General features: G+C 63.2%; 21 protein-coding genes and 1 riboswitch. Of the genes, 10 read left to right on the forward strand and 11 right to left on the reverse strand.

The window, feature by feature from the left end; translation table 11 throughout:
• Window positions 1-80 precede the first annotated feature (80 nt).
• Window positions 81-225, reverse strand: a riboswitch (guanidine-I (ykkC/yxkD leader).
• A 267-nt stretch (window positions 226-492) separates the two neighbouring features.
• Window positions 493-2,175 carry an IPTL-CTERM sorting domain-containing protein gene (locus ACNKU3_RS18750; RefSeq protein ID WP_418261094.1) on the reverse strand — a complete coding sequence of 561 codons (1,683 nt, stop codon included), beginning with the start codon at window positions 2,173-2,175 and terminating at the stop codon, window positions 493-495.
• A 211-nt stretch (window positions 2,176-2,386) separates the two neighbouring features.
• On the opposite strand from ACNKU3_RS18750, the gene ACNKU3_RS18755 reads away from it, so the two are divergent.
• Window positions 2,387-3,445 carry a helix-turn-helix transcriptional regulator gene (locus ACNKU3_RS18755; protein WP_418261095.1) on the forward strand — a complete coding sequence of 353 codons (1,059 nt, stop codon included), beginning with the start codon at window positions 2,387-2,389 and terminating at the stop codon, window positions 3,443-3,445.
• A 110-nt stretch (window positions 3,446-3,555) separates the two neighbouring features.
• On the opposite strand, the gene ACNKU3_RS18760 is transcribed toward ACNKU3_RS18755, so the two are convergent.
• The gene (locus tag ACNKU3_RS18760) at window positions 3,556-3,996 is read right to left on the reverse strand and encodes a VOC family protein (RefSeq protein WP_418261096.1); all 441 of its coding nucleotides are present in this window, start codon (window positions 3,994-3,996) and stop codon (window positions 3,556-3,558) included.
• A 174-nt stretch (window positions 3,997-4,170) separates the two neighbouring features.
• Here ACNKU3_RS18760 and ACNKU3_RS18765 point away from each other — a divergent pair, with 174 nt between their 5' ends.
• The 5 genes from ACNKU3_RS18765 (at window position 4,171) to rsgA (ending at window position 10,391) form a co-directional block, all read left to right on the forward strand.
• Window positions 4,171-4,578, forward strand: a complete 408-nt coding sequence (locus tag ACNKU3_RS18765; protein ID WP_418261097.1) for a MerR family transcriptional regulator — start codon at window positions 4,171-4,173, stop codon at window positions 4,576-4,578.
• A gap of 61 nt (window positions 4,579-4,639) precedes the next feature.
• Entirely contained in the window at window positions 4,640-6,247 is a 1,608-nt protein-coding gene (locus ACNKU3_RS18770) for a carboxyl transferase domain-containing protein (RefSeq protein ID WP_418261098.1), read from the forward strand.
• Between the two features lie 16 nt (window positions 6,248-6,263).
• Window positions 6,264-7,061 (forward strand): enoyl-CoA hydratase/isomerase family protein, encoded by a 798-nt coding sequence (locus ACNKU3_RS18775; protein WP_418261099.1) that lies wholly within the window; start codon window positions 6,264-6,266, stop codon window positions 7,059-7,061.
• 12 nt (window positions 7,062-7,073) lie between these two features.
• Window positions 7,074-9,077, forward strand: a complete 2,004-nt coding sequence (locus ACNKU3_RS18780; RefSeq protein ID WP_418261100.1) for an acetyl/propionyl/methylcrotonyl-CoA carboxylase subunit alpha — start codon at window positions 7,074-7,076, stop codon at window positions 9,075-9,077.
• A 282-nt stretch (window positions 9,078-9,359) separates the two neighbouring features.
• Window positions 9,360-10,391 (forward strand): ribosome small subunit-dependent GTPase A, encoded by a 1,032-nt coding sequence (gene rsgA / locus ACNKU3_RS18785; protein ID WP_418261101.1) that lies wholly within the window; start codon window positions 9,360-9,362, stop codon window positions 10,389-10,391.
• Window positions 10,392-10,467: 76 nt separating this feature from the next.
• Here rsgA and ACNKU3_RS18790 read toward each other — a convergent pair whose 3' ends face one another.
• Entirely contained in the window at window positions 10,468-10,986 is a 519-nt protein-coding gene (locus ACNKU3_RS18790) for a nuclear transport factor 2 family protein (RefSeq protein ID WP_418261102.1), read from the reverse strand.
• Window positions 10,987-11,353: 367 nt separating this feature from the next.
• Here ACNKU3_RS18790 and ACNKU3_RS18795 point away from each other — a divergent pair, with 367 nt between their 5' ends.
• A complete protein-coding gene (locus tag ACNKU3_RS18795) occupies window positions 11,354-12,412 on the forward strand; it encodes an LLM class flavin-dependent oxidoreductase (protein WP_418261103.1) in 1,059 nt (352 codons plus the stop codon).
• A 42-nt stretch (window positions 12,413-12,454) separates the two neighbouring features.
• On the opposite strand, the gene ACNKU3_RS18800 is transcribed toward ACNKU3_RS18795, so the two are convergent.
• The 6 genes from ACNKU3_RS18800 to ACNKU3_RS18825 all read right to left on the reverse strand — a co-directional run bounded on the left by ACNKU3_RS18800 (window position 12,455) and on the right by ACNKU3_RS18825 (window position 16,844).
• A complete protein-coding gene (locus tag ACNKU3_RS18800) occupies window positions 12,455-13,699 on the reverse strand; it encodes a hypothetical protein (RefSeq protein WP_418261104.1) in 1,245 nt (414 codons plus the stop codon).
• A gap of 157 nt (window positions 13,700-13,856) precedes the next feature.
• Window positions 13,857-14,318 carry an MOSC domain-containing protein gene (locus ACNKU3_RS18805; protein ID WP_418261105.1) on the reverse strand — a complete coding sequence of 154 codons (462 nt, stop codon included), beginning with the start codon at window positions 14,316-14,318 and terminating at the stop codon, window positions 13,857-13,859.
• 1 nt (window position 14,319) lies between these two features.
• Window positions 14,320-14,703 carry a GFA family protein gene (locus tag ACNKU3_RS18810; RefSeq protein ID WP_418261106.1) on the reverse strand — a complete coding sequence of 128 codons (384 nt, stop codon included), beginning with the start codon at window positions 14,701-14,703 and terminating at the stop codon, window positions 14,320-14,322.
• 20 nt (window positions 14,704-14,723) lie between these two features.
• Window positions 14,724-15,629 carry a sulfotransferase domain-containing protein gene (locus ACNKU3_RS18815; RefSeq protein WP_418261107.1) on the reverse strand — a complete coding sequence of 302 codons (906 nt, stop codon included), beginning with the start codon at window positions 15,627-15,629 and terminating at the stop codon, window positions 14,724-14,726.
• Window positions 15,630-15,777: 148 nt separating this feature from the next.
• Window positions 15,778-16,146 (reverse strand): cupin domain-containing protein, encoded by a 369-nt coding sequence (locus ACNKU3_RS18820; RefSeq protein ID WP_418261108.1) that lies wholly within the window; start codon window positions 16,144-16,146, stop codon window positions 15,778-15,780.
• Between the two features lie 266 nt (window positions 16,147-16,412).
• Window positions 16,413-16,844, reverse strand: a complete 432-nt coding sequence (locus tag ACNKU3_RS18825; protein ID WP_418261109.1) for a pyridoxamine 5'-phosphate oxidase family protein — start codon at window positions 16,842-16,844, stop codon at window positions 16,413-16,415.
• Window positions 16,845-17,071: 227 nt separating this feature from the next.
• Here ACNKU3_RS18825 and ACNKU3_RS18830 point away from each other — a divergent pair, with 227 nt between their 5' ends.
• Complete coding sequence (locus ACNKU3_RS18830) at window positions 17,072-17,881, forward strand: SDR family NAD(P)-dependent oxidoreductase (protein WP_418261110.1); 810 nt, start codon at window positions 17,072-17,074, stop codon at window positions 17,879-17,881.
• A gap of 128 nt (window positions 17,882-18,009) precedes the next feature.
• Here ACNKU3_RS18830 and ACNKU3_RS18835 read toward each other — a convergent pair whose 3' ends face one another.
• Entirely contained in the window at window positions 18,010-18,399 is a 390-nt protein-coding gene (locus ACNKU3_RS18835) for a hypothetical protein (RefSeq protein WP_418261111.1), read from the reverse strand.
• Between the two features lie 1,329 nt (window positions 18,400-19,728).
• Here ACNKU3_RS18835 and ACNKU3_RS18840 point away from each other — a divergent pair.
• Entirely contained in the window at window positions 19,729-20,556 is an 828-nt protein-coding gene (locus tag ACNKU3_RS18840; protein ID WP_418261112.1) for an MBL fold metallo-hydrolase, read from the forward strand.
• 14 nt (window positions 20,557-20,570) lie between these two features.
• On the opposite strand, the gene ACNKU3_RS18845 is transcribed toward ACNKU3_RS18840, so the two are convergent.
• On the reverse strand, window positions 20,571-21,362 hold the full coding sequence (locus tag ACNKU3_RS18845; RefSeq protein WP_418261113.1) for an IclR family transcriptional regulator: 792 nt from the start codon (window positions 21,360-21,362) through the stop codon (window positions 20,571-20,573).
• Window positions 21,363-21,608: 246 nt separating this feature from the next.
• On the opposite strand from ACNKU3_RS18845, the gene ACNKU3_RS18850 reads away from it, so the two are divergent.
• Complete coding sequence (locus ACNKU3_RS18850; RefSeq protein WP_418261114.1) at window positions 21,609-23,177, forward strand: acyl-CoA synthetase; 1,569 nt, start codon at window positions 21,609-21,611, stop codon at window positions 23,175-23,177.
• Window positions 23,178-23,190 lie beyond the last annotated feature (13 nt).

The following is a 23,190-nucleotide window of genomic DNA, read 5'->3' on the forward strand; positions in this document are numbered from 1 at the left end:
CACGGTGCCATCGCAAACGATTGCACCGTATCCACCGTATGGGTTACGCAGAGAACTCTTGGCCATACAGTGCCAAACAGATCTCCCGGGCTTTTATCCCGCCGTGTAACCCCTTCGGAACCCGCGCTGGAAAAACCAGCCGCAATGAGCCAAACAGGTCGGATGCTCTCGGACCAGACATCAGCCACCGCGCGGTGATTGACCGGAACCCTAGCGTCCTATTGGTCGAGCAGTTTACTTAAAACTTTGTGCATTGGCCATGGAGCCAAGAGCCTTGCAGGTTTTGTTAGACAGGATTCGTGCCAACTTGCCGAAACGCCCTGATCCGGTGAGTATTCCGGACCCGGATACCGAAAGGCGCCGTGATCGCGCACCATATCGGGGCGAAGATTGCTCCGTTTTCGTGCTCGGGCAGCGAGGGGTCAGAGCCATGACCCTGACCCCGCTGGGCATCAACCTGGCCCTCCCCCTCCCCCCGGGTAAGGGTCGAAGTCATGACTCTGACCCCGTCGGGCGGTTCGGCGTGAACCTGACCCCGGTTCGCGAGAAGGTGCCGGCCGTGCCCGTCAGGATAAGTGACAGCAACACCAGCCCCCAGGCCGGCAGGGTCGGAATGGAATCGATATCACCCGCCGGGGAAGCGACGCCACCGCTGGTCACTGCGCCACTGGTGACTCGGTAGCAGGCGGAGAACTCCGAGGTCTCATCCGTATCCAGAAGGGTAGCGGTGGCGCTTATGTATTCCCCGGGGGTGGTCGCCGGCAGCGAGTTTCCTGTCCCGTCCACGTCGCCATCGCCGCTCAGCCAGTTGCTTGCGCCAAGGTATACCGCGCCTTCACCGTAACCACTGGTATCGCAGGACGGGCTGGAAAAGAACTCCAGCCGGTAGTTGCTGCCGGTCGGGGGGCCATCGAGGGAGAAGCTCACGGCAGTGTTCACGCCATTGGTCGTCGCCGCGGTAATAAGCGGAAAATTCTGGTAGCCGTTGGGGCCGTCGTCGGTGTCATCGATGTCATTGGGGTTCGCACCGGCACCCGTGCCCCCGGCGCTGTCGACCAGGTTGATGCCGAGCCCGCCGTTCGCCGCGATACGGTTGCCGAGTATCTGGTTGCCATAGGGGAACGCCGTGGCGGCGTCGTCTCTTTCGATGTTTACGCCATCGCTACCCCAATTGGCGATCAGGTTGCCGTCCGCGGGATTGGTGCCGCCGATGACGTTGTGGTGCGGTGTCCCGCCGAGGAACGTCCTGATGTATATACCATTGTCGGCACCACCGATATCCGTGCTGCCGTCCACACCGACGCCGATCGAGTTGGCGGTAATCGCGACGCTGTCACTACCGCCCCAGATGCGAATACCCTCCTCGCCCCCGATGACATTGCCGGTGATGGCGATGTCACTGCCCGCGGCTCCCAGGTAAATCCCCGATGCGCCAAACAGGGGAGTGTTGCCATCGGCGGTGGTACCGATGAGGTTGTTCTGGATGGTGACGTTGCCCGTCGTGGGATTCTGCAGCAACACGCCGTGGGCGTTGTTTCCCGAGATAAGATTACGTTGGGCCTCGGCCGGGCCGCCGATGGTGATATTGCTGGCCCCGTTCAGGGCATAGACACCGATTGCGTTGCCGAGGTCGTTCACGCCGTCGGTGCCGATGAAGTTCCCCGAGACAGTGACATCTGACACGGCGGTGACAAGAACGCCTGGGCCACTGAAACCGGTGATGCGCAGGCCGGCCAGGCTGCTGCCGGCGGCGCCAATACCGAAGGTGAAACCGTTGGCCACCCCTGCGCCATTGGCGATGCCAACCTGGAGCACCGCATTGGTGCCCGAGGCGGTATTGTTCATGCTGGATCCCGCCTGGCTGTAGCCATAGATCTGCACCGGTGTCGTGATGTCCGGCAGCGCGGTAGCCAGGCTGATGATATGCGGCCCGGCCCCGGGGATGGCGAAGACAATGACATCGGTTCCGTAGGCGGCCGCGCCGACACAGCCGTTGTAGTCGGCGTCAGTGTTCGCTGCGATGATCGCCTCGCGCAGCGAGCAGCTGCCGTTGGCTGCGTCCTCGTCGCTGCCGACGTTGACCGTGATGGTGGCGGCATATGCCGGCAATGACAGCAGCAGGGCGGCCATCAAGGCCGGGATCGGCGCGCGACCGGCCCCTGGTTTGCAATCCATGGATATTCCCCGTCTATAGTAGTTATCGCCCTGTGCGGGCAATGCAATAGTGCGCAATCTGCCCGCCGGCGTATGCCACGGCTGCAAGTGGCAAACGGGCCGTTTGCGGCATCTTGCGGGTATCTTGAAGACCGGACAGAGACGGAAGACAATCGACTTTCGACCATGCCCGCAGCGGGATATCCGGTCCAACCAGGGGGACAATCACTATATGCGTCGCCGGATGAGCGAATACGAGCAGTTGTGCTCACTGGGGCTCCCCACCAGTGAAGTCGTACCGCTCGCCCTTGGCCTGCTTGAGAGCATGCTCGGCGGCGGCATGACCTGCTTCGTCTGGAGCAACCCGCGCGGCGAGGCGGAAAACTCCTACATCCTCGAAGACCTCCCCGCGGATTGCCCGAACCTGTACGCACAGGAGTTCTACAACCGGCGCGAAGCCGAACTGGGGCCGACCTTCACCACAATGCTGCGGGCCGGAATTCCCCTGGTGAATTTTTCCAGGCATGGAAGCCGGCCGACACAATCCGCCATGTACAGCGAGCTGCTGGCCCCCTTCGGCCTGCGCCATCTCACCCGCGTCTCGGTCATCGACGGCGACCGCCGCCACGGCATGCTGGCGCTGTCGCGTCGGCGGGGCGACCGCCCCCATTCCGAAAAGGAAGAAGAACTCTTACTGAACGCCGCCCGGCACCTCGGCCACGCCTTCGAACTGGAGCGCGTCGCGCGGTTGATCAACGGCGGTTTGTCGGACAACACCGAAACGGGCTTCATACTTCTCGACCGCGCCGGGCGGCTACAGCACGGCTGCAACCTGGGCCTGCACCTGTTCCACGAGGCGACGCGCGCCGACGGCCTGGATCACCGGCCGGCGGAACTTCGCCTGTCCCTGCCCGCAGCGCTGGCCGCCCGCGCCCGTGAGCGATCCCCGGGGGGAGAAATCACGGTGACCAACCAGCGCGGTGAGTTCGTGTTTCGGCCCCTCGCGATGCGCGCAGTCGCCAGCGGCAGCGACACCCAGGTGGCGGTCACGGTGCACCGGCGCGGCTCGATGGCCGCAAGGCTCTGGCGGGCATCGGGCCACTTCCGGCTGTCCGGTCGCGAGCGGCAGGTGGCTGTGCTGCTGGGGGTCGGGAAACCCTATGAGGCCATCGCCGACCACCTCGGCATCAGCCGCAATACCGCCGAGAGTTACGTGCGCCGGACCTATGAAAAACTCGGCACCAGCCAGCGCGAGCAGTTGATCCGTACGCTGTTGACTGGCCCGCAGTGAGGGGGGAGTGCGGAAGCGGGGTACTTCGTGAGGGAGTGAGGGGCACTTTGCCAGGGGTCAGAGTCTTGACTCTGACCCCGTTCGGCGTGAATCTGACCCCGTTCCGGGCCTTAGCCGGGCGCCTGCATCAGTTCGATACGTGTGCCGTCCGGGTCTGTGCAGAACACGATCTTGCCGAAGGCGGAATCGATCCAGGTCTCCATGTGTACCTGCCCGCCATTGGCCTTCACCCGTTCCATAACCTCCTCGATACCGGTGACCTGGAACGTCAGGTGAGTGAGCCCGCGCTGATTCATCGGCCGCCGCCCGCTGGAGCCGGTGGCGCCGCCACTGGTTTTCACCAGTTCGATGCGCATGCCGCCCAGTTGCAGCTGGCAGACATCCACCGTCTGCCCCGGCAATTCCAGCAAATGGTCCAGGGGCTCGCCGAGGCCGTCCATTTTGACATCGGCGGTGAAACCGAGGGCCTGGCTGTAAAACTGCTCGGATTGCTGCAGGTCGCTCACGCAGATGCCGGTGTGCATGGGGCTGACAGTCGCGGTGTCACTCATCGATTGTTCTCCTTATTGCTGGGTAGCCTGGCGAATTGGCAGGCAGACTAGCACGCCCCGCAACAATTCGGGACCCTTGTGACCTGATGGTAATACTCACCAGCGTTGATTGACGTTAACGTTAACGTTACTTACACTTCCGCAACCTGAGAATAAACAGACGCCAGACAGCCCATGGCCGCCAGCTACACCATTTCCGACCTCGCCGCGGAATTCGACATCACTACCCGCACGATTCGTTTCTACGAAGAAAAGGGCCTGCTGCAACCGCGGCGACAGGGTAGTGTGCGGGTCTACACCCCCGCGGACCGCACCAAGCTCAAACTGATCCTGCGCGGCAAGCGCCTGGGCTTCTCGCTCGACGAGAGCCGCTCGATCATCGAGATGTACGACCCGGCCCACGGCAATACCGACCAGTACAACTCGCTGCTGGCGAAAATCCGGGAAAAGCGCCACCAGCTCGAACAGCAGCTGCACGACATCGAAGTCATGATGCTGGAACTGCGCGAGGCCGAGGACAAGGCGTTGGAAGCCATGGCGGCCTCCAGCGGGAAAAAGACCGGCAAGGGCGCCGGAAGATAACGATCAGCAGTAGCACACGACGAATCATCACCGACCGAACTGCCCATCAAGGGAAAGTACTATGGCCACCATCAAATCATCGATAAACACCCGCAGCGAGGAGTTCGCCGAGAACGCCGCGCACATGCAGGCGCAGGTGAACGACCTGCGAGAGAAGCTCGAGGCGATCAAGCTCGGGGGCGGCAGCGAATACCAGGAGCGCCACACCTCCCGCGGCAAGCTGCTGCCCCGCGAGCGCATCAACGCCCTTCTCGACCCGGGTTCGCCCTTCCTCGAACTGTCCCAGCTGGCGGCCTACGAGGTCTACGACGAGGAGGTCCCGGCGGCGGGCATCATCACCGGCATCGGCCGGGTGTCCGGGCAGGAGTGCCTGATCGTCGCCAACGACGCCACGGTGAAGGGCGGCTCCTACTACCCGCTGACGGTAAAGAAACACATCCGCGCCCAGACCATCGCCGAGCAGAACCACCTGCCCTGCATCTACCTGGTGGATTCCGGCGGCGCCAACCTGCCGCGCCAGGACGACGTGTTCCCGGACCGCGAGCACTTCGGCCGCATCTTCTTCAACCAGGCCAACATGTCGGCGCAGAACATCCCGCAGATCGCCTGCGTCATGGGTTCCTGCACCGCCGGCGGCGCCTACGTGCCGGCGATGGCCGACGAGTCGGTGATCGTGCGCGAGCAGGGCACCATCTTCCTCGGCGGCCCGCCGCTGGTGAAGGCCGCCACCGGTGAGGTGGTCAGCGCCGAGGACCTCGGCGGTGCCGACGTCCACTGCCGCACCTCCGGCGTCGCCGACCACTATGCCCAGAACGACCACCACGCCCTGCAGCTGGTGCGCCAGAGCGTCTCTCGCCTGAACCGCGTCAAGCCGGTCTCCCTCGACCTCGCCGAGGTGGTGGAACCGCTGTACCCGGCGGAGGACATCTACGGCATCGTGCCGAAAGACCCGCGCAAGCCCTACGACGTGCGCGAGATCATCGCCCGCATCGTCGACGGCTCCGAGTTCGACGAGTTCAAGGCGCTGTACGGCACCACCCTCATCACCGGCTTCGCCCGCATCTATGGCTACCCGGTGGGCATCATCGGCAACAACGGCATTCTCTTTGGCGAGTCCGCCATGAAGGGCGCCCACTTCATCGAACTGTGCGCACAGCGCGGCATCCCGCTGGTGTTCCTGCAGAACATCACCGGCTTCATGGTCGGCCGCCAGTACGAGGCCGGCGGTATCGCCAAGCACGGCGCCAAGATGGTCACCGCGGTGGCCTCCGCCAAGGTGCCCAAGCTGACCGTGCTGATCGGCGGCTCCTTCGGCGCGGGCAACTACGGCATGTGCGGCCGCGCCTACGACCCACGCTTCCTGTTCATGTGGCCCAATGCGCGCATCTCGGTGATGGGCGGCGAGCAGGCGGCAGGGGTGATGGCCCAGCTGCGCCGCGACCAGATCGAGAAAAAAGGCGGCGAGTGGCAGGCCGAGGAAGAGGCGGCGTACAAGAAGCCCATCCTCGACACCTACGAGAAACAGGGCCATCCCTACTACGCCTCCGCGCGGCTGTGGGACGACGGCGTGATCGACCCCGCCGAGACCCGCATGACCCTGGGCCTGGCGCTATCGGCCGCCCTCAACAAGCCCGCCGAGGCAACACGCTTCGGCGTGTTCCGCATGTGACCGGGAGCCTGTAGCAATGACTGAACCGACAATCGACATCACCATCGACGGGCGCGGCGTGGCCACAGTGACCATGAACCGCCCGGACAAACACAACGCCTTCGACGACGGCGTGATCGCCGAACTCACTGCGGCCTTCGAAGCCCTCGCCGCCAACCCAGAGGTGCGCCTGATGGTGCTGGCCGCCGGGGGCAAGAGTTTCTCCGCCGGCGCCGACCTCGGCTGGATGCAGCGCATGGCCGGCTACAGCTACGAGGACAATCTTCGTGATGCCAATGGCCTTGCCCGCATGCTCAAGACCCTCGACAGCCTGCCCCTGCCGACCATCGCCCGGGTCCAGGGCGCGGCCTTCGGCGGCGCGGTGGGCCTGGTGAGCTGCTGCGATATCGCCATCGCCTCGCCGCGGGCCAGCTTCTGCCTCAGCGAGGTGAAGATCGGCCTGATCCCCGCCACCATCAGCCCCTACGTGGTCGCGGCCATGGGCCAGCGGGCGGCGCGGCGCTACTCGATCAGCGCCGAGCGCTTCTCCGCGGAAACCGCCGCGCAGCTCGGGCTGGTATCCGAGGTCGTGGCAGAAGAGGATCTCGACGCCGCAGTGGAGACCATGATCGACACCCTGCTCGGCAACAGTCCGGCGGCCATGCGCGCGGCCAAGCAGCTGATCGCCGAGGTCAGCAACCGGCCAATAGACGAGGCGCTGATCGCCGATACCAGCGAGCGCATCGCCCGCATTCGCGTGTCCGAGGAAGGCCAGGAAGGCCTCGGCGCATTCCTGGAAAAACGTACGCCCGCGTGGCGCAAGCAAGAAGCATAGGAGCGGCCCCGCATGTTCGACAAAATACTGATTGCCAACCGCGGCGAGATCGCCTGCCGCGTCATTCGCACCGCGCGCAAACTCGGCATTCGCACCGTCGCCGTCTACTCCGACGCCGACGCCGACGCCCTGCACGTGAGCATGGCCGACGAGGCCGTGCACATCGGCGCCGCGCCCTCGCGGGAATCCTACCTGCAATTCGACCGCGTCATCGAGGCCTGCAAGCGCACCGGCGCCCAGGCGGTGCACCCGGGCTACGGTTTCCTCAGCGAGAACTCCCAGTTCTGCCAGGCCTGCGACGCCGCCGGCGTCGTCTTCATCGGCCCGCCGGTGGGCGCCATCGAGGCGATGGGCTCCAAGTCCGCCGCCAAGCGCATTATGGAAGAGGCCGGCGTGCCGCTGGTGCCCGGCTACCACGGCGAGGACCAGAGCCCCGAACTGCTGAAAAAAGCCGCCGATGACATGGGCTACCCGGTACTGCTCAAGGCCACCGCCGGCGGCGGCGGCAAGGGCATGCGCCAGGTCTGGTCGGCGAAGGACTTCGACGAAGCCCTGGCAGCGGCCAGGCGCGAGGCCAGCAACAGCTTCGGCGACGACCGCATGCTGGTGGAAAAATACCTCACCCGCCCGCGCCACGTGGAAATCCAGGTGTTCTGCGACAGTCGCGGCAACGCCGTATACCTGGCCGAGCGCGACTGCTCGGTGCAGCGCCGCCACCAGAAAGTCATCGAGGAAGCCCCGGCCCCGGGCATGAGCGAGGCCCTGCGCCAGCAGATGGGCGAGGCCGCCGTACAGGCAGCCAAGGCCATCGACTATGTCGGCGCCGGCACCGTGGAGTTCCTGCTCGACGAGGACGGCTCCTTCTACTTCATGGAGATGAACACCCGCCTGCAGGTGGAACACCCGGTCACCGAGATGATCACCGGCCAGGACCTGGTGGAGTGGCAGCTGCGGGTCGCCGCCGGCGAGGCACTGCCGCTGGCCCAGGAAGACGTGCAGATCAACGGCCACGCCTTCGAGGCGCGCATCTACGCCGAGGACCCGGACAACGACTTCCTGCCGGTCACCGGCACCCTCGCCTTCCTGCAACCGCCCGAGGAAAGCGCCCATGTGCGCGTCGATACCGGCGTGCTGCAGGGTGACGAGGTCAGCGTCTACTACGACCCGATGATCGCCAAGCTGATCGTCCACGACGAGGACCGCGACAAGGCCCTGCGCCGCCTGGCACGGGCGCTCAGCGAATACCGCATCAGCGGCATGCGCACCAACGTCGACTTCCTCTACAACCTCGCCACCGCCGAGCCTTTCCGCAAGGCCGACCTCGACACCGGCTTTATCGAGAAGCACCGCGAGCTGATCTTCCACGACAGCGAGCAGGACCTGCAGCGCGGCGCCATCCTCGGCGCCCTCTACCTGGTCCTGCGCCAGGCCCGCCGCGCCACCGTGGCGGAAACCGACCCCTACTCCCCCTGGAACTCCACCAGTGCCTGGCGCCTGAACGAACCCCACGCGCAGCACTTCGCGCTGGAACTCGGCGGCCGGGAAATTGCCGTCAGTGTCGAGCAACTGCAGCGCGGCGGCAGTCGCCGCTACCGCATCTGCAGTGGGAACCAGACGGTCACCGCGCGCGGAGAACTGAAGGACGGCGAACTCTACGCCGACATCGACGGCTACCGCAGCCGGGTGCCGGTAGCGGAGCACGACGGCGTGATCAGCCTCTACACCGAGGACAGCGCCCTGCAGATCCGCGAGGTCCAGCCCGACCTCGGCGAGGCCGACGACACCGGCGGTGAAGGCGCCCTCACCGCGCCCATGAACGGCACCATCGTCACCCTGCTGGCGCAGGCCGGCGTCGCGGTTGCCAGGGGCGACGCCCTGCTGGTGATGGAGGCGATGAAGATGGAGCACACTATCCGCGCTCCCGCAGATGGCACGGTGGAGGAGTTCTTCTACGCGCCCGGTGACCTCGTCGAGGGCGGCGCGGAACTGGTGAACTTCAGCCCCGCGGAGGCCTGAGCCATTGGGAGCGTGCGGCCAGCAGGCCGGCGCTCCCCGATTTACCCCATCCCGCTCGCCTGCTATGCTTTGCCCGAACCCATCCCGAGAGGAGGAACAGCTGATGATAGTCGTTTACCCCAAAACCGGGATCGGCACGGTCATCCTGTAATCGTCCCGGCGGAACACCCGCCACACGATCACCCCCAACCTGCCCGCATCCCGGTCGATCAACCTGACCGGGGCGTCACTTCGCCCCTGAACCCGTACCAGCACGAGCGCCCGATGGCGCGAGGGGCCAACATGAATTACCAGCATCTGCCGCCACTGGGATGGCAGCCCTTTTTCCAGCAACAGCTGAGCCTCGATGAATGGGAGCGGGAGCAGCCCGCGCGCGTCGTCGATTACCAGCGTAGCGTGTTCAGCGTGCACGATGGCGAGCGTATCACCACCCTCGCGATCACCCCGAATACGCCCGAGATGACCGTGGGCGACTGGGTCCTGCTCGATGCGGAGGGCCATTTCTCCCGCCTGCTGGAACGGTCATCGCTGTTTGCGCGGAAAGCGGCGGGGTCGCGCGTAGCCACCCAGTTGATCGCCGCCAATATCGACAGCGTGTTCATCGTCTGTTCGCTGAACCAGGACTTCAGCCTCAACCGCATCGAGCGCTACCTCGCGCTGGCGCATGAGGCGGGCGTGGAGCCCGTGGTGGTCCTGTCCAAGGCCGACCTGTGCGCCACGCCCGACACCTTCCTGCAGCAGGTGACCGCCCTCGATCCCCTGCTCCAGGCCGTGCTGGTCAACGGGCTCGATGCGGACAGCTGCGCGGCTCTCGCGCCCTGGTGCGGCAGCGGCAGGACCGTGGCCCTGATGGGCTCGTCGGGCGTGGGCAAGTCCACCCTGGTCAACACCCTGCTCGGGCGTAGCGTGCAGCACACCAGCGCCATCCGCGGCGACGACGACGAGGGCCGGCACACCACCACCAGCCGCTCCCTGCACCCGCTCACCGGCGGCGGCCTGCTCATCGACACCCCCGGCATGCGCGAGCTGCAACTGGCCGATTGCGCGCAGGGCGTGGAGGCGACCTTCGCCGATATCAGTGAACTCGCACAGCACTGCCGCTTTCCGGACTGCCAGCACCAGAGCGAGCCGGGCTGCGCCATCACGGCGGCCATTGAGACCGGGGAACTGGACGCACGGCGCCTGGCGAGTTTCCACAAGCTGATGCGCGAGCAGGCCATGAACGCGGCCACGCTCGCGGAAAAACGCGCCCACAGCAGGAAGCTCGGCAAGCTCTACCGCAGCGTCCAGTCCCACAAGCCGGGGCGCAAGTAGGGAAGTTCAGGGACGGTTTGGCCGATACCCGGCCAGCGCGGCGCGGCAGCGGCGAAACCGTCCCCACCTGGCGGATTCAAGCGGGCTGGTCCCACAGCATCGCGGCATAGGAGGGGTCACTGCGGTCGCGGGTCGCGGCGCCGACCTTGTCGCCCTCGCAGTATTCAGGCACCGCGTCGGTACGGCCCCAGTCCAGCACGCAATGGCGCCGCGCGATGCGCCAGTCGCTGTCCCGGCATTCCATCTGGTCGATATAGCGGACCGCGGTGACATAATCGCGCTCCGGCCCTTTCTCGTCCGCGGCGATGCGGTGGGTCGCCAGGGTGTAGAACTCACACCTGGCGAGGTCGCCCCGCACCTCGATCAGGGCGTTGCCGGTAAAGTGGGTGGTAATCACAAAGCCGCGCAGCATCTGTTCCGCCATCGCGATGAACTGGTCAACGCTGCCGGTGAAAAAGCTGAACTGCAGCACCGCGTCGCCGTGGAAGCAACTGCGGAACAGGTCGAAATCAACCCGGTCCGCCGCCCGGCAGTAGCGCATCTGCACGTCCCTGATCGCGGCTTCGGCCAGCACTTCATGGATGGTTTTCTGCATGTTTCTCACTCCGTGTCCTGCTGTTTTATTGTGCCCGGAACCCCGGCGCCACATCGCTGTGCGCACCGGGTTTTTATGAAACGCATAAGGTGTTATTATACCCCGGCACAGGCCCGGGGAAAGCAATTAGCGCCCCCCTCACTGTGGGTATCTGCTGCAAAAAACAATAAGTAACTGGAAGGCAGGCAATGGTTAAACGCGCAGTCGAAGCAAGCTTCTTGTCGGGTCCGAATCGCTACCCGGCACGTGCTTCCCGGCAGGACCGGCGAATCCCCGGCATCCTGTACCGCGCGAACTTCCCCTGCCAGGAGCTGCATCTCATGACTTCCAGCCTTCACCAATTCTCCCTGAATCAGGAGCAAAAACTATGCGTGTAGGACTACACCTGGGCTACCAGAACATGCACGGCGAACCGGACGTCAAAACCTTTATGCAGGAGACCCAGTTCGCGGTTGAAGCCGAGGCGATGGGATTCGATTTCGTGGGTCCTGTGGAACACCATTTCACCGACTACGCCGCCTGCCCCGACCCCTTCCAGATGCTCGCCTGGGTCGCCGCGAAAACCGAGAAGATCGAACTGATCACCGCCGCGGTCATCCTGCCCTGGAACAACCCGCTGCGCGTGGTGGAGCAGTTCATCGAACTGGACATCCTCAGCGGCGGCCGGGTGATAGCCGGCATGGGCCGCGGCGCCGCGCGGCGTGAATTCCGCTCCTTCAATGTCGAACTCGGCGACTCCCGCGAGGTCTTCGACGAGGCCGCCATGATCGTGATCAACGGCATCGAGACCGGGATTGTCGAGGCCGACGGCAAGTGGTTCCAGATTCCCCGCACCGAGGTTCGCCCCCGTCCCTTCAAGAGCTTCAAGGACCGCACCGTCATGGTGTCGATGTCCCCATCCTCGGTGGAAGTGGCCGCCGACTACGGGCTGAAAACCCTGCGTTTTTCCCAGGGCGACTGGCGCAAGGCGATCCCGGAAATCAACCAGTACCGCGCATCCTTCGAGGAAAAGCACCACAAGACGGCCCCGCCGTTCATCATCTCCGACTTCATGCTCTGCTTCGAGGACAAGAAGCGCGTCACCGAATACTGCGACAAGTATTTCGCCCGCATGTTCGAGACCGTGGCCAACCACTACGAATTCATGAGCGACCACTTCAAGAGCCTGCCCTCCTATGCCACCTACGCCTACATGGGCGAGCGGGCGGAAGCCGCGGGCGGCGCGGACAAGGCCTACCGCGACTACATTGGCGGCAACATGATCGGCACCCCCGAGGAACTGGTGGAGCACCACCTGGAACGGGCCTCGATGGTGGGCGACTACGAGATGCTGTGCAATTTCAGCTTTGGCGGCCTGCCCTATGAACTGGTCTACGAACAGGCCAAGCTGTTCGCCGACAAGGTGATGCCGAAACTCAAGGGCTGATCGACGGGCAGGCCCCCGTCCACCATCGCGCAATTCAGATAATCACTGGATAGGCGCCGCCAGCACGATCTGGCTGCCGGCCTTCTGCTCCCAGAACACATCCCGGAGCGGACTGCCGTTGGCCAGCTTGCCGCTCAGCCAGCCCACCGTGGCCGGCAACTTGCCGTAGTCCAGCGGCTGGTCGACGATGCTGCCGGAGGCGTTGGACCAGGTGAACTTGGTGCCGATGATGACGATCTCCGCCGAGCCGAAGGTCAGAATCAGGTTGCCGTTGGTGCGGTCGCCCACTTCGCCCGGCACGGTGCGCCCGCCGGACCAGGTGATCTGGCCCAGGCCCTGGGCCTCCAGGTAGCCCGCGTAGGGGCTCTGGTTGCCGTCGATGATGCGCAGGTCCCCGCCCTCGACCAGGATCTTGCCCTGGTCGAAGGCCGTGATTTCATTCACCCGGCCGCCGGTTACCCGCAGTTCGGCGCTGTCGATCGCCTCGAGGTCGCGCACCACGCCGCCCTGGATCGTCACCTCGCTCGTCTCCAGCGCGTGGATCGGCCCGATCTCCCCCGCCTTGACGACAAGATGGGAGTGCCCCCAGGTTTCCACCTCGTTCACTTCCCCGGCGGAGACCAGCACCTCGGCACCGTTATAAAGTCGCATCATATCCAGCACCACCGCGCGGTCCAGTTCGACCTCCGAGGTATCGTTCACCACCAGTTCGTGCAGCACGCTACAGGCCCAGATGCGCGCCCCGGTGGAGGAGCCGGGTGAGTTACAGGCCCCGTAGGCATCGCCGCCGCCACCGCAGTTGGCATTGCGCACCGCGACCTGGTTGAGGGGCTGGTCGGGATTGTTGAAAACGTTGCTGGAGAGACCGTTGTTGCGCATGACATTGGTATTGGAGTTGGTGTTGACGCCGCTGAGGTCGCAGGGCGCCGGCACGAACACCGGCTGCAGGTTATAGCTGGCGTTACCCTCGATCTGCTTCTTAAGGAAGGCGTTATTGGCGCTGGGGGCCGAGCGCAGCTTGCAGGTCCCGGTGGTGGTGCCGCAGAAAAAGCCGCCCTCCTGGGCGTCGGCCCAGTGGGAGAACACGTAATCCTGCGCCGGTTGCGCGGTAAATATCTCGTCGAAAAGGAAGTCGTTGACCTCGATCGTACAGGTATTACCTGCGCTGCAGGTGTAGGTCCCGGAGGCGGAAACCACCTGCCCGCCCTCCGGCACGACCACCTTTATTTTACAGGCGGACAGCGCCAGCGCGGTGAGGGCAACGATCGGGAGCATCTTGAAGTTCATAAAATCAATTTCCTGCCTTGGACATGAATTTAAACCGGACCGACGGGCGCGACCACGGCAACGTGCGCACAAACAGTTAATAGCCTTATAGCGTCCTGGCCGACGCAGGCACGACATCGAATGTTGAAAATCTCCAGATTCCGGCAGAGGCGGCGCCTCAGGCCAACTCGATGGCCTGCCCGGCGCTCAGGGTGCCGGAGGCGAGAATGGCCGCGCGCAAGCCGGTGTGCACCAGGTGGGGCAACACCCTGGCATTGACCGTGCTCGCCAGGTGCGCACAGGGCTCGCAGCGCTCCATGCCCAGGAAGCGGGCGGAGCCGATGGCGAACTCCCGGCCGATCAGGCTCTGGAGGTCGACACCCCGGGTCACCACGTTGCGGCGCGGCTCCCCGTAGCCCAGGGATTCGCCGGTCGCCGCATTGAAGGCGTCCACTTCCTCGGCGGCGATAAACGTGATCTCGCTCTTGCGGTTGTCCTGGAGTTTTTCCGAGAACGTGCCGGAGCCATCGTAATAGCGGTCGCCGACCACGCCCCGGTTGGCCTCGACCTCGACGGCATCCTGGCGCACCGGCTGCTCGCCGGTCCTGGCGGTATAGATTGCGAGGATTTCCCCTGGCATGTCAGCTCTCCAGGCTCTTGTGGGCCAGGGAAAGGGCGTTCTGCTCCCAGTTCTGGCCATCGAATTCCGTGATATGCACCGCCTCTGGCCGGGTATCCAGGCAGTGTACGTTGATATCCACCCCGTCGGGATTGGAGCGCGGCGTATAAAACGGCTTGATGCCGCATACCCTGCAGAAGGTGTGCTGCGCCACCCCGGTGTTGAAGGTGTAGGTGGCCAGCGAATCCGCCCCGGCCAGCAGTGTGAACTGGCTGCGCGGAACGATCAGGTGCAGGAAGCCCGACTTCGCGCAGATCGAACAATTGCAGTAGTCCGCCTCGATTTCCGCTGGCGCCTCCACCTCGAACCGGACTGCGCCGCAGTGGCAGCTGCCTTTATAGATCACAACTCTTCCCCTTGTTCATGTCATTCGTCGACCTGGCCGGTAGCCAGCCAGCGGGCGCAGTCGCTCCCCAGTTCCCCGAGGGCGCGCTGCTCGTACTCGCGGACCTCCTCGGGCGACAGCACCTCGCGCCAGCGCCCGTTGGTACCCTTGTTGATGAAGGTTTCCGCGCCACCGTCCCAGAAGGCGCCGCCCAGCGGCACGCTTTTCGTGGCGTTGGCCTTCATGTAGTCGAAACTGCAGTGCTCAAGGATAACAGGCCAGCGCGCTTCGTCGACCGGCACGCCGATGAACTCCGCTATACGCCGGATCTCGCCCGGCATGTCGGCCTTGAGGCTGGCGAAGTGCACCAGGAGCACATTGGGCAGGCCGCGGATGGCCCACCAGCTGCGCACGTTCTCCCAGAAAGGCCAGAAGGGAAAGCCGTCCCGGTCCAGCCAGTCGTGGTAGTACTGTACAATGGAATCCGGCGGCGCCTCGATGGGCGGCCCGACCCTGCCGGGGGTATCGTTGAGGGCTGCGTACCACTCCGCATTCGCGTTGGCGTGGTGGTTGTACATGCTCCACAGCACATCCCGGCCATCGCGGCCGATATAGATGTATTTCGCCTGTTCGGAGAACACCAGCGCATCGACCGGCAGGTGGGTTTTCAGGAAGCGGCGGTGGGTCTGGGCCTCCACCTGCGGCAGTTTCACTGCCTTCGGCGGCACCCGGAGGTCCAGCCAGGGCGACATCTCCGCCACCTCCAGGCCCTCGGCGCCGTTGAACAGCAACTGGGCGATGATCTGCTGCATCCAGGTGGTGCCGGACTTGGCGTAGGTGGCGATGACGATGTCGTCGTCGCGAAAGGCAAAATCGTTCCAGATGGTGGAATCGAAGTGGTGGTTGTGCAGTTCGCGGGTCTTTTCGGGAAGGCGGGTGCCACTCATAAGGGGTTCTGTCCATAGGGTTGCGGCCGGCGCCCGGCCCCTGGGCGTCGCAATGGCCCGGTATTCCTTGCCGGAAGACTGGCGCCCGCCACGAGGGCTTGGCGCGATTCGCTACCGGCCGGGAGGCCGTCTGGAAATGTACATCAGTTCAGGCCGATGGCTCCAGACCCGGTGCAACCGGGCGGTAAAAAACCGCGAGCCAGATGGTCGGCCCGCTTGTCGCTGTCCAGTCGACGCGGTGTTGCGTATGTGCGGGAATATTCAGGTAATCGCCTTCTTTCAGCTCCACACTGGCGCCATCCGGGTAGCCGATCCGGGCCTCGCCTTTAAGCACGATCACCCACTCGCTTTCCTCCTGGTCATACCACTCGCCCGGCGGGGTGCAATGCCCCCTGGAGATTATCTTCTCCAGTCGCACGTCCGCCCCGCGGATAAGGTCAATGAAGGTCTCGCCGACTTCAACGACGTCCGGCTCATCGAATATATTGCCGGTCTCGAAGTGTTCCAGGCGGGTCATCCGCTTAGCGTCCCCGTCTCCTGTGCGCCGCAGCCTTCGACAATCTGACCGCAGAGATTATCCGGCGAGTAATCGTCTCGAACGCCGGCTGTATCGTTGTTCATTTGCCTGAAAATCTCGCCGAGGGTTTGCGTTGTTCACTGACAGCGTCAATTGCCACTAAAGCGTAGATCAAAACTGGGCAAAAAACAGCGCGGCGAACTTCACAGACAAACTACCGTCGAACGTCTGCGTCCGGCACCTCGAGGAAATTGACGCTGAAATTGTCAGGTGTGGTACAGGCGCACCGGGCGGAGATAAATAACGACGCGCCGCGCTTCCAGTTCAGCATTTTCAGGTTCGACCACACCGTACCACTTGTCGACATTCATATTTCTCCGGGTGAGCATATCGAGGTGGTCGATGGCTGAATCCCTTGTAATCCTGTCCAGCTCACACCGCAGGGTAATATAAACATCGCTGTCTTGCGGGTCGTAGAGCAGGATTGTCGCCCTGCCCTCCCGCCTTATATTTTTCTCCTTCGGCGATCCTGCCAGGGTATTGATCCGGATAAATTCCCCGTCATAGTCAGGCCATACCAGCGTCGACTGGATGGATCCGTCGCTCGACAACATGCTCAACGTTGCGACCCCGGGCGACCTCAGTAATTCAGCGAAAAACGGTGGTATTTCCACGCAGCGTACCTCGTTAGTTGCCACACGACGACAGGGATACTGTTGCCGACGAGCATGCCGCCCCCGGATTAGTCACTTGGCTGCCCGCCCTCTGGTTTTCGCCATATTCAATCCTTGACGCAGGTTCAGCCGCATTTACAAGTGCACAACCAACGGCGATAGTGATGGCGAGAAAAAGTGTGCAGTATCGCTCTTTAGTCACTATGTATTTTACTGACCTGCAAACATAGCAATAAACCAACGGGGATAGTATGGATCTGCAACTGAAGGGAAAGCGAGCAATAATCACCGGAAGCAGCTCGGGACTCGGCGCAGCCATCGCCGAGGCACTGGCCGGTGAAGGCGTCGCCGTCGTTATTCATGGTCGTGACCGTTCCAAGACTGAGGCCATTGCCAATCGGATCAGGGAGACAGGCGCGGCAGTCGCCGTTGCCTGTGGCGATTTGACCGACGACACGCAAGCCGATGCAGTCGCGGATAGTGCCCTGGAAGCCTTCGGAGGCATCGATATCCTGGTGAATTCCGCAGGCGGCGTCGTACGCAGCGATAATCCGCAATGGGAGGATGTCACCCCCGGTGAATGGCTGAAGAGCTTCAACCTGAATGTTGTTTCAATAATGCGGATGGCCCAAAAACTGGCGCCGGGAATGAGGGAACGGCACTGGGGGCGCATTATCAATATATCGTCAATCAGCGGCAGCCTGTACAGGGGACTCCTCCACGACTACGGCGCAGCCAAGGCCGCTGTCGATCACTACACCGGCAACCTCTCAAAGTCGCTGGCGCCTTACGGCATTACCGTCAACGGTGTTGCCCCGGGCACCATCCTGACGCCCCAATCGTTACGCTGGATTGAAACCCTCCGCAAGCAGCATGGCTGGACCAACGAGCTGGCCGAGAACGAGCGGATTTATACCTCCGAGTTTTCTCCCCAACCGGTTCCGCGCCTTGGGCGTCCAGCGGAGATCGCCGCGGCAGTCGCATTCCTGGCGAGCCCGCTATCGGCCTATACGACGGGCACGACTTTGCGTATTGATGGTGGGGTGACTTCTGGTCGATAGGCACGGGCAACAGTGCCCGGATCAATCTGGAGGGTGGCAGGTTGCCACTTTGCTTGCTGGCCTCTTCTAACCATAACCAGTAGCGCGGAAGTGCTCATCAAATATAGCCAAAAAGGGCTCTGACCCCTTTAATCCGAGGAGTGGAACGACAAGGTAATGATTGTTGGAAATATGAAGCCCTTCAGATAGGAGAGCGGGTGCCTGCCTTCAGTGAAATCGACGGGCAAATTGCCGAAATGCGCCCAATAATGAGTTGCGACAAGCGCGCTGATACTGAACCACATCCCCCACAATGCCCAGCGCACTCCCAAGACAACGAGCAGCAAATTAATGGTGATGAACACACGGAAGACTGACTGCACATGGTCGAAGAGAGTATGTGCACTGTTGCCATTGCCTAGATACATCTCGTAGAGCGTGAGGCTGTGGTAGAAGATCAACAGCCCGGCGAGCACAATGATAATTGCATGCCGGAACAACAAGAAACCCTTCGCCTGAGATGCAGGTGGCGTAGTCATCGTGGCTCCTTACTGCATGATTGCGATGATGTTCTTCATGAGGCCTAACGCCGGAAGCAGCGGCGGCGAAACCGCGCAGCGGTTTTGACGTCCGGCCCCGAAGGGGCGCACTGCCTGCCCTTGTTAAGTGCCCGACACTTACACATTGAACTGCCTTACCCCTACACGCCTAAGCTTCAAAAAGTATACGCCTGAGATGGTGCCGCACCATACCGCAACAATGAGTATTACAACTGGCAGAGGGCTACCAGCGCCGACGCTGAGAAATATTGCTACGAGTAATAATGAACCGCCGACGGCAGGGGCGCGCGCTGTTTGCACGTCCCTGCTGCCCTCCCTTGTTATGTGCTTTACTTGGCACCTTTACCATGCAGGCGCTGCCTTGCTTTGCATGCATTGAGATCGAGGCACTCATACCCTACCTCAGGGCGCCTCTGCATTTCAGCGACATTGGCAATGGTTTTACATTTCTTACAACGGGTGTGGCTAATAATCTGAGTCATTTGACGTTCCTGTATGAGCCTGGAGACTTCACATTACTGGCCTTGAAAATATATTTCATAGATTTTTCGAGCCGGAGCGTTCAGGCACATAACAGTTAAGTAAAGAGCATGTGCACATGTACACACTGTGTCTACAGTTATCCAAAAGCATCCACATCTGGCTATTTGTCTCCATACCTACAACCCCCAAAGACAATATTAGTATCTACATCTACACACGTATCCACCAACCCCTCCACGACCCTGTGACCCAGGCCCAGGCTCACTGCCGTCTCCCGCCTCATCACCCACGCTTTTCCCCGGCCACTCCAACGCGCCCCCTCGCGTTTGACCAGGCTACGCAGTTCGGTTTCTTCATAGGCAATTCTCAGCGCTACCACTTCGACGCGCTGATACGCATGGAGGGCGTTGTGATTTACGCCGGGCGGCACGCGATCGCGTTCGTCGAAAATGATCTCATGGTAGTGAGGGTTTTGGCGCCACAGGACGACTGCCTGTAGCGAACTGCGCAGAGTCGCTCGCCATAGCGGCGCTGGTAGCGGCGGGCGCCGCGGTCGTTCGAGCGCATGGTTTTGATGACGCGCATAGCCCCCTCCCTGGGACAGTTCGGCCACTAATTTCTCATTTTCAATGGCTTGCGTCCATGCGTGGGAAAGGTCCTTTTCGCCACCGACCAATACGCGCGGGTGTTCAAAAGGTGTCGTTTCCTGTCGATCACTCTGGAAGGCCCCGGAGTATTATTTCCGGTAACCGCGCCCCTGCCTGCAACTGAACGCGCCACAGGCATGGCTCGGCTTTACCCAAAGCCACACCCGGAGCACCGCGCATGAGTCTGTATACGCCAGTCGAACCAGGCGCCTCCCCGCTGAGCCAGCCGCCCCTCGAAATCGCCGCGGATACCTTCGTCCTGCGCGGCATTTACAACACCCCGACCATGTCCACCAACCTCAATGCCATGCTGATACGCGGCAGCGAGCCAATTCTGGTCGATACCGGGATGGTCCTCCACCGCGAAAGCTGGTGGCGGGACGTCTGTTCGCTGGTGGACTCGGCGGACATCCGCTGGATTTTTGTCACCCACGACGACTGCGACCATACCGGCAATCTGCTGGAGGCGCTGGACCACTGCCCCAACGCCCGGGTGATCGTCAACAAGGCGTCCTCCTGGCGCAGTGTGACGGCCTTCGGCCTGCCGATGGAGCGGGTGCAGACGGTCAACGATGGAGAGTCGTTTACCCTCGGTGAGCGCCGTTTCCTCGCGGCCAGGCCGCCGGTGTACGACAGCCCCTACACGCTCGGACTGCTCGACGAGTCCACGCGGGTTTACTACGCCTCCGACGCGTTCTGCACACCCATGCCCCCGCAGCCGGTGGATTATGTGGATGAGATGACGGACGAGTTCTGGGCCAGGGGCATGGCGGTCTACCACCAGAATTCCCTGTGCCCGTGGATTTCGCTGGTGGACTCGCTGCGCTTTGCCGCCGAGGTAGGCCGCCTTGGCGCACTGGACATCGACGTGATCGCGGGCGCGCACACGCCGGTCATTCGCAGCGCATCCGTCCCAGCTGCGCTGGAATTGCTGGCCGACCTGCCTGGCGCAGTGCGGCAGCACCTCGATATTGCCGGGGTGGGGGCGCCGCTGTCGCCGGGTTAGGCGGCCGCGTCACCTCAACCGGCAAAGCGCTGGGACAGGCCTTCCCCGGCACTGACCAGCGCCTCCGACAAGCCCTCCAGGCCGCGCCGCTGCACCGCGCTGCCCAGGCCCAGGGCGACCAGCGCGTGGGTGAACTTGCCGGGCGACAGCCAGACCGGAGCGGCCACCACGGTCACGCCGGAAATATAGTTGCCGGCATCCACGGCGTAGCCCTGGGCGCGGGTTTCCCGGACCTCGCGGTACCAGTCATCGAAGTCCGGCGGGTTTTCCCAGCGCAATTCGCCGAAGCGCCGCAGCAGGTCTTCCCCGGAATAATTGCGGTAGGCCGCCACGCAACGGCCGGTGGCGCTGATCAGCGCCGGGAAGCGGCCACCCACCTGGGCGCTCACCTGCAGGCTGTTGCCGGCGCGGGAAACCCCCACCACCACGATGTGTTCCGTGCCCACGCATTTCACCGCCAGCATGGTCACCTCGTGCTCGCGGCTCAGGCGGTCGAGCACCGGCTGGGCGAGGTCGGTGAACTGGTCGCGCTGCAGCCACTGGCGCGCCAGGGTCAGCACCCCGGCGTCCAGCGAGTAGCGCTTGGTGTCCGGGTCGAAGGCCACCAGCTCTTCCGCCACCAGGGCGCGCAGGGCATAGAGGCAGGTGCTGGGCACCAGCCCGAGTTCCTTCGCAATGGGCTGCAGGCCCAGTGGGGATTCGTGCTTGCCCAGCAGGCGCAGGATGGCGGCGGCGCGGGAAATGGCCGGCGCCTTGCTCTGCTTGATGTTCTCGGCCAGGCTGCCCGCTTCGGTTTTTTCGCTCATTGGTTGCCCGCTTCCCAGTGGAGTTTATCCGCCGGAAACGCTCGCCACGACCGGTTCCGGAGGCCCGCCGGGTAAGGGTTCGCGCATACGGCGCGCCCTCCCGGCGGCGATACGCGATCCTAACATATTCAATATATTGAATACAATTCTATATTTACAACAACCTCTGCATGTGGCATTGTTCCGTTCCACCTCTGGCGACAGCCGGCTGTCGCGCTCAACACACCAGGGAATACGCTTACCCAGATGGCCAAACTGACTGACTACACCTCGTTCGCCGACGCCCAGGCACACGCCAATTCAACGGCCCTGTGGGAACTCTTCGACGGCGACCGCGAGCACCTGAACATCGCCCACGAGTGCATCACCCGCCACGCCGACGGCTCTGGCCGCACCGCGGTGCGCATCGCCCACGACGACGGCAGCGACGAAATCCTCAGCTTCGACGAGATCGCCGCGCGCTCCGCCCAGTTCGCCCACTGGCTGGTGGAACAGGGCATCGAGCCCGGCGACCGCATCGCCTTCATGCTGGAGCCCTCGCTGCCCTTCTACACCAGCCTGTTCGGCGCCATGATGACCGGCGCGATCTCGGTGCCGCTGTTCACCCTGTTCGGCCTCGACGGCCTGCGCCTGCGGGTGGACGACTGCAAGCCCAGCCTGCTGGTCACCAACGACGAGAAAGCGGAGATCGCCCACCAGGTGGAAGGGCTGAACGTGGTCATCGCCAACGACGAGCTGCTCGAGACCATCAGCAAGTACCCCACCAGCTTCGAGACCAACACCAAAGCCGGCGACCTCGCGGTGTTCCAGTACACTTCCGGCACCACCCGGGAACTACCCGCCGCGGTCAAGCACACCCACAAGTCGCTGGTCACCCTGATGTTCGCCGCGCTCTACGGCACCGGCATCCGTCCCGGAGACGAGTACTTCTGCCCGTCCTCCCCGGCCTGGGGCCACGGCCTGTGGCACGGCACCCTGGCGCCGCTGGGCATGGGCGTCACCACCGGCACCTTCGCCGGCAAGTTCGATGCGGTGCGCCTGATGAAGGCGCTGCAGGACTACAAGATCACCAACATGTCCGCCGCCGCCACCCACTACCGGATGATGAAAAACTCCGGCAAGGGCGGTGACTTCATCTTCAGCATCAAGAAGCTGTCCTTCACCGGCGAACCCTGCGACCCGGCGACCCTGGAGTTCATCGACGAGACCTTCCACGTCCCCGCCTGCAGCATGTACGGCACCACCGAGATCGGCGTGGTGCTGGTGAACTTCCCCGGCGCCGAGGACTACGAAGTGAAGCCCGGCTCACTGGGCAAGCCGATTCCCGGCCTCAAGTTGCAGGTGCAGCGCGCCGACGGCACGGAAACCGACGCCGACGAAGTGGGCGAGCTGATGCTGTGGAAGCGCGATCACTGGGAGACCACCAAGGATCTCGCCCGCCGCGATGCGGACGGCTACCTCTACCACTGCGGCCGCGCCGACGACGTAATCATCTCCGCCGGCTGGACCATGAGCGCGGTGGAGATCGAGAACACCATGCTCAAGCACGACGCCGTGGACGAAGTCGCGGTGATCGGCGTGCCCGACGAGACCCGCGGGCAGGTAGTAAAAGCCTTCGTTGTCAGCAAGTCGCCCTGCAGTGACGAGCTGGTGAAAGAACTGCAGGAATTCACGCGCAGCCGCCTGGCCCAGCACGAGTTCCCGCGAATTGTCGAATTTGTGGATGAACTGCCGAAGACACCTGCCGGCAAGGTTCACCGCAAGGTCCTGCGCGACCGCGAAGCCGCGAAAGCGCTTGCAGCGGCCACCAACTGATTTCCCCCAAAGG

Origin of the sequence: Haliea sp. E17, from assembly GCF_048323675.1 — a bacterium.
In the GTDB taxonomy this organism is placed as follows: Bacteria; Pseudomonadota; Gammaproteobacteria; order Pseudomonadales; family Halieaceae; genus Mangrovimicrobium.

Bases quoted from the DNA above. Each gene is read 5' to 3' on its own strand.
- ACNKU3_RS18820 (WP_418261108.1), bottom strand. From the start codon at position 16,146: ATGACCCGCCTGGAACACTTCGAGACCGGCAATATATTCGATGAGCCG.
- ACNKU3_RS18800 (WP_418261104.1), bottom strand. From the start codon at position 13,699: ATGAACTTCAAGATGCTCCCGATCGTTGCCCTCACCGCGCTGGCGCTG.
- ACNKU3_RS18750 (WP_418261094.1), bottom strand. From the start codon at position 2,175: ATGGATTGCAAACCAGGGGCCGGTCGCGCGCCGATCCCGGCCTTGATG.
- ACNKU3_RS18760 (WP_418261096.1), bottom strand. From the start codon at position 3,996: ATGAGTGACACCGCGACTGTCAGCCCCATGCACACCGGCATCTGCGTG.
- ACNKU3_RS18775 (WP_418261099.1), top strand. From the start codon at position 6,264: ATGACTGAACCGACAATCGACATCACCATCGACGGGCGCGGCGTGGCC.
- ACNKU3_RS18795 (WP_418261103.1), top strand. From the start codon at position 11,354: ATGCGTGTAGGACTACACCTGGGCTACCAGAACATGCACGGCGAACCG.
- ACNKU3_RS18765 (WP_418261097.1), top strand. From the start codon at position 4,171: ATGGCCGCCAGCTACACCATTTCCGACCTCGCCGCGGAATTCGACATC.
- ACNKU3_RS18805 (WP_418261105.1), bottom strand. From the start codon at position 14,318: ATGCCAGGGGAAATCCTCGCAATCTATACCGCCAGGACCGGCGAGCAG.
- ACNKU3_RS18780 (WP_418261100.1), top strand. From the start codon at position 7,074: ATGTTCGACAAAATACTGATTGCCAACCGCGGCGAGATCGCCTGCCGC.
- rsgA (WP_418261101.1), top strand. From the start codon at position 9,360: ATGAATTACCAGCATCTGCCGCCACTGGGATGGCAGCCCTTTTTCCAG.
- ACNKU3_RS18755 (WP_418261095.1), top strand. From the start codon at position 2,387: ATGCGTCGCCGGATGAGCGAATACGAGCAGTTGTGCTCACTGGGGCTC.
- ACNKU3_RS18770 (WP_418261098.1), top strand. From the start codon at position 4,640: ATGGCCACCATCAAATCATCGATAAACACCCGCAGCGAGGAGTTCGCC.
- ACNKU3_RS18815 (WP_418261107.1), bottom strand. From the start codon at position 15,629: ATGAGTGGCACCCGCCTTCCCGAAAAGACCCGCGAACTGCACAACCAC.
- ACNKU3_RS18850 (WP_418261114.1), top strand. From the start codon at position 21,609: ATGGCCAAACTGACTGACTACACCTCGTTCGCCGACGCCCAGGCACAC.
- ACNKU3_RS18845 (WP_418261113.1), bottom strand. From the start codon at position 21,362: ATGAGCGAAAAAACCGAAGCGGGCAGCCTGGCCGAGAACATCAAGCAG.
- ACNKU3_RS18835 (WP_418261111.1), bottom strand. From the start codon at position 18,399: ATGACTACGCCACCTGCATCTCAGGCGAAGGGTTTCTTGTTGTTCCGG.
- ACNKU3_RS18830 (WP_418261110.1), top strand. From the start codon at position 17,072: ATGGATCTGCAACTGAAGGGAAAGCGAGCAATAATCACCGGAAGCAGC.
- ACNKU3_RS18840 (WP_418261112.1), top strand. From the start codon at position 19,729: ATGAGTCTGTATACGCCAGTCGAACCAGGCGCCTCCCCGCTGAGCCAG.
- ACNKU3_RS18790 (WP_418261102.1), bottom strand. From the start codon at position 10,986: ATGCAGAAAACCATCCATGAAGTGCTGGCCGAAGCCGCGATCAGGGAC.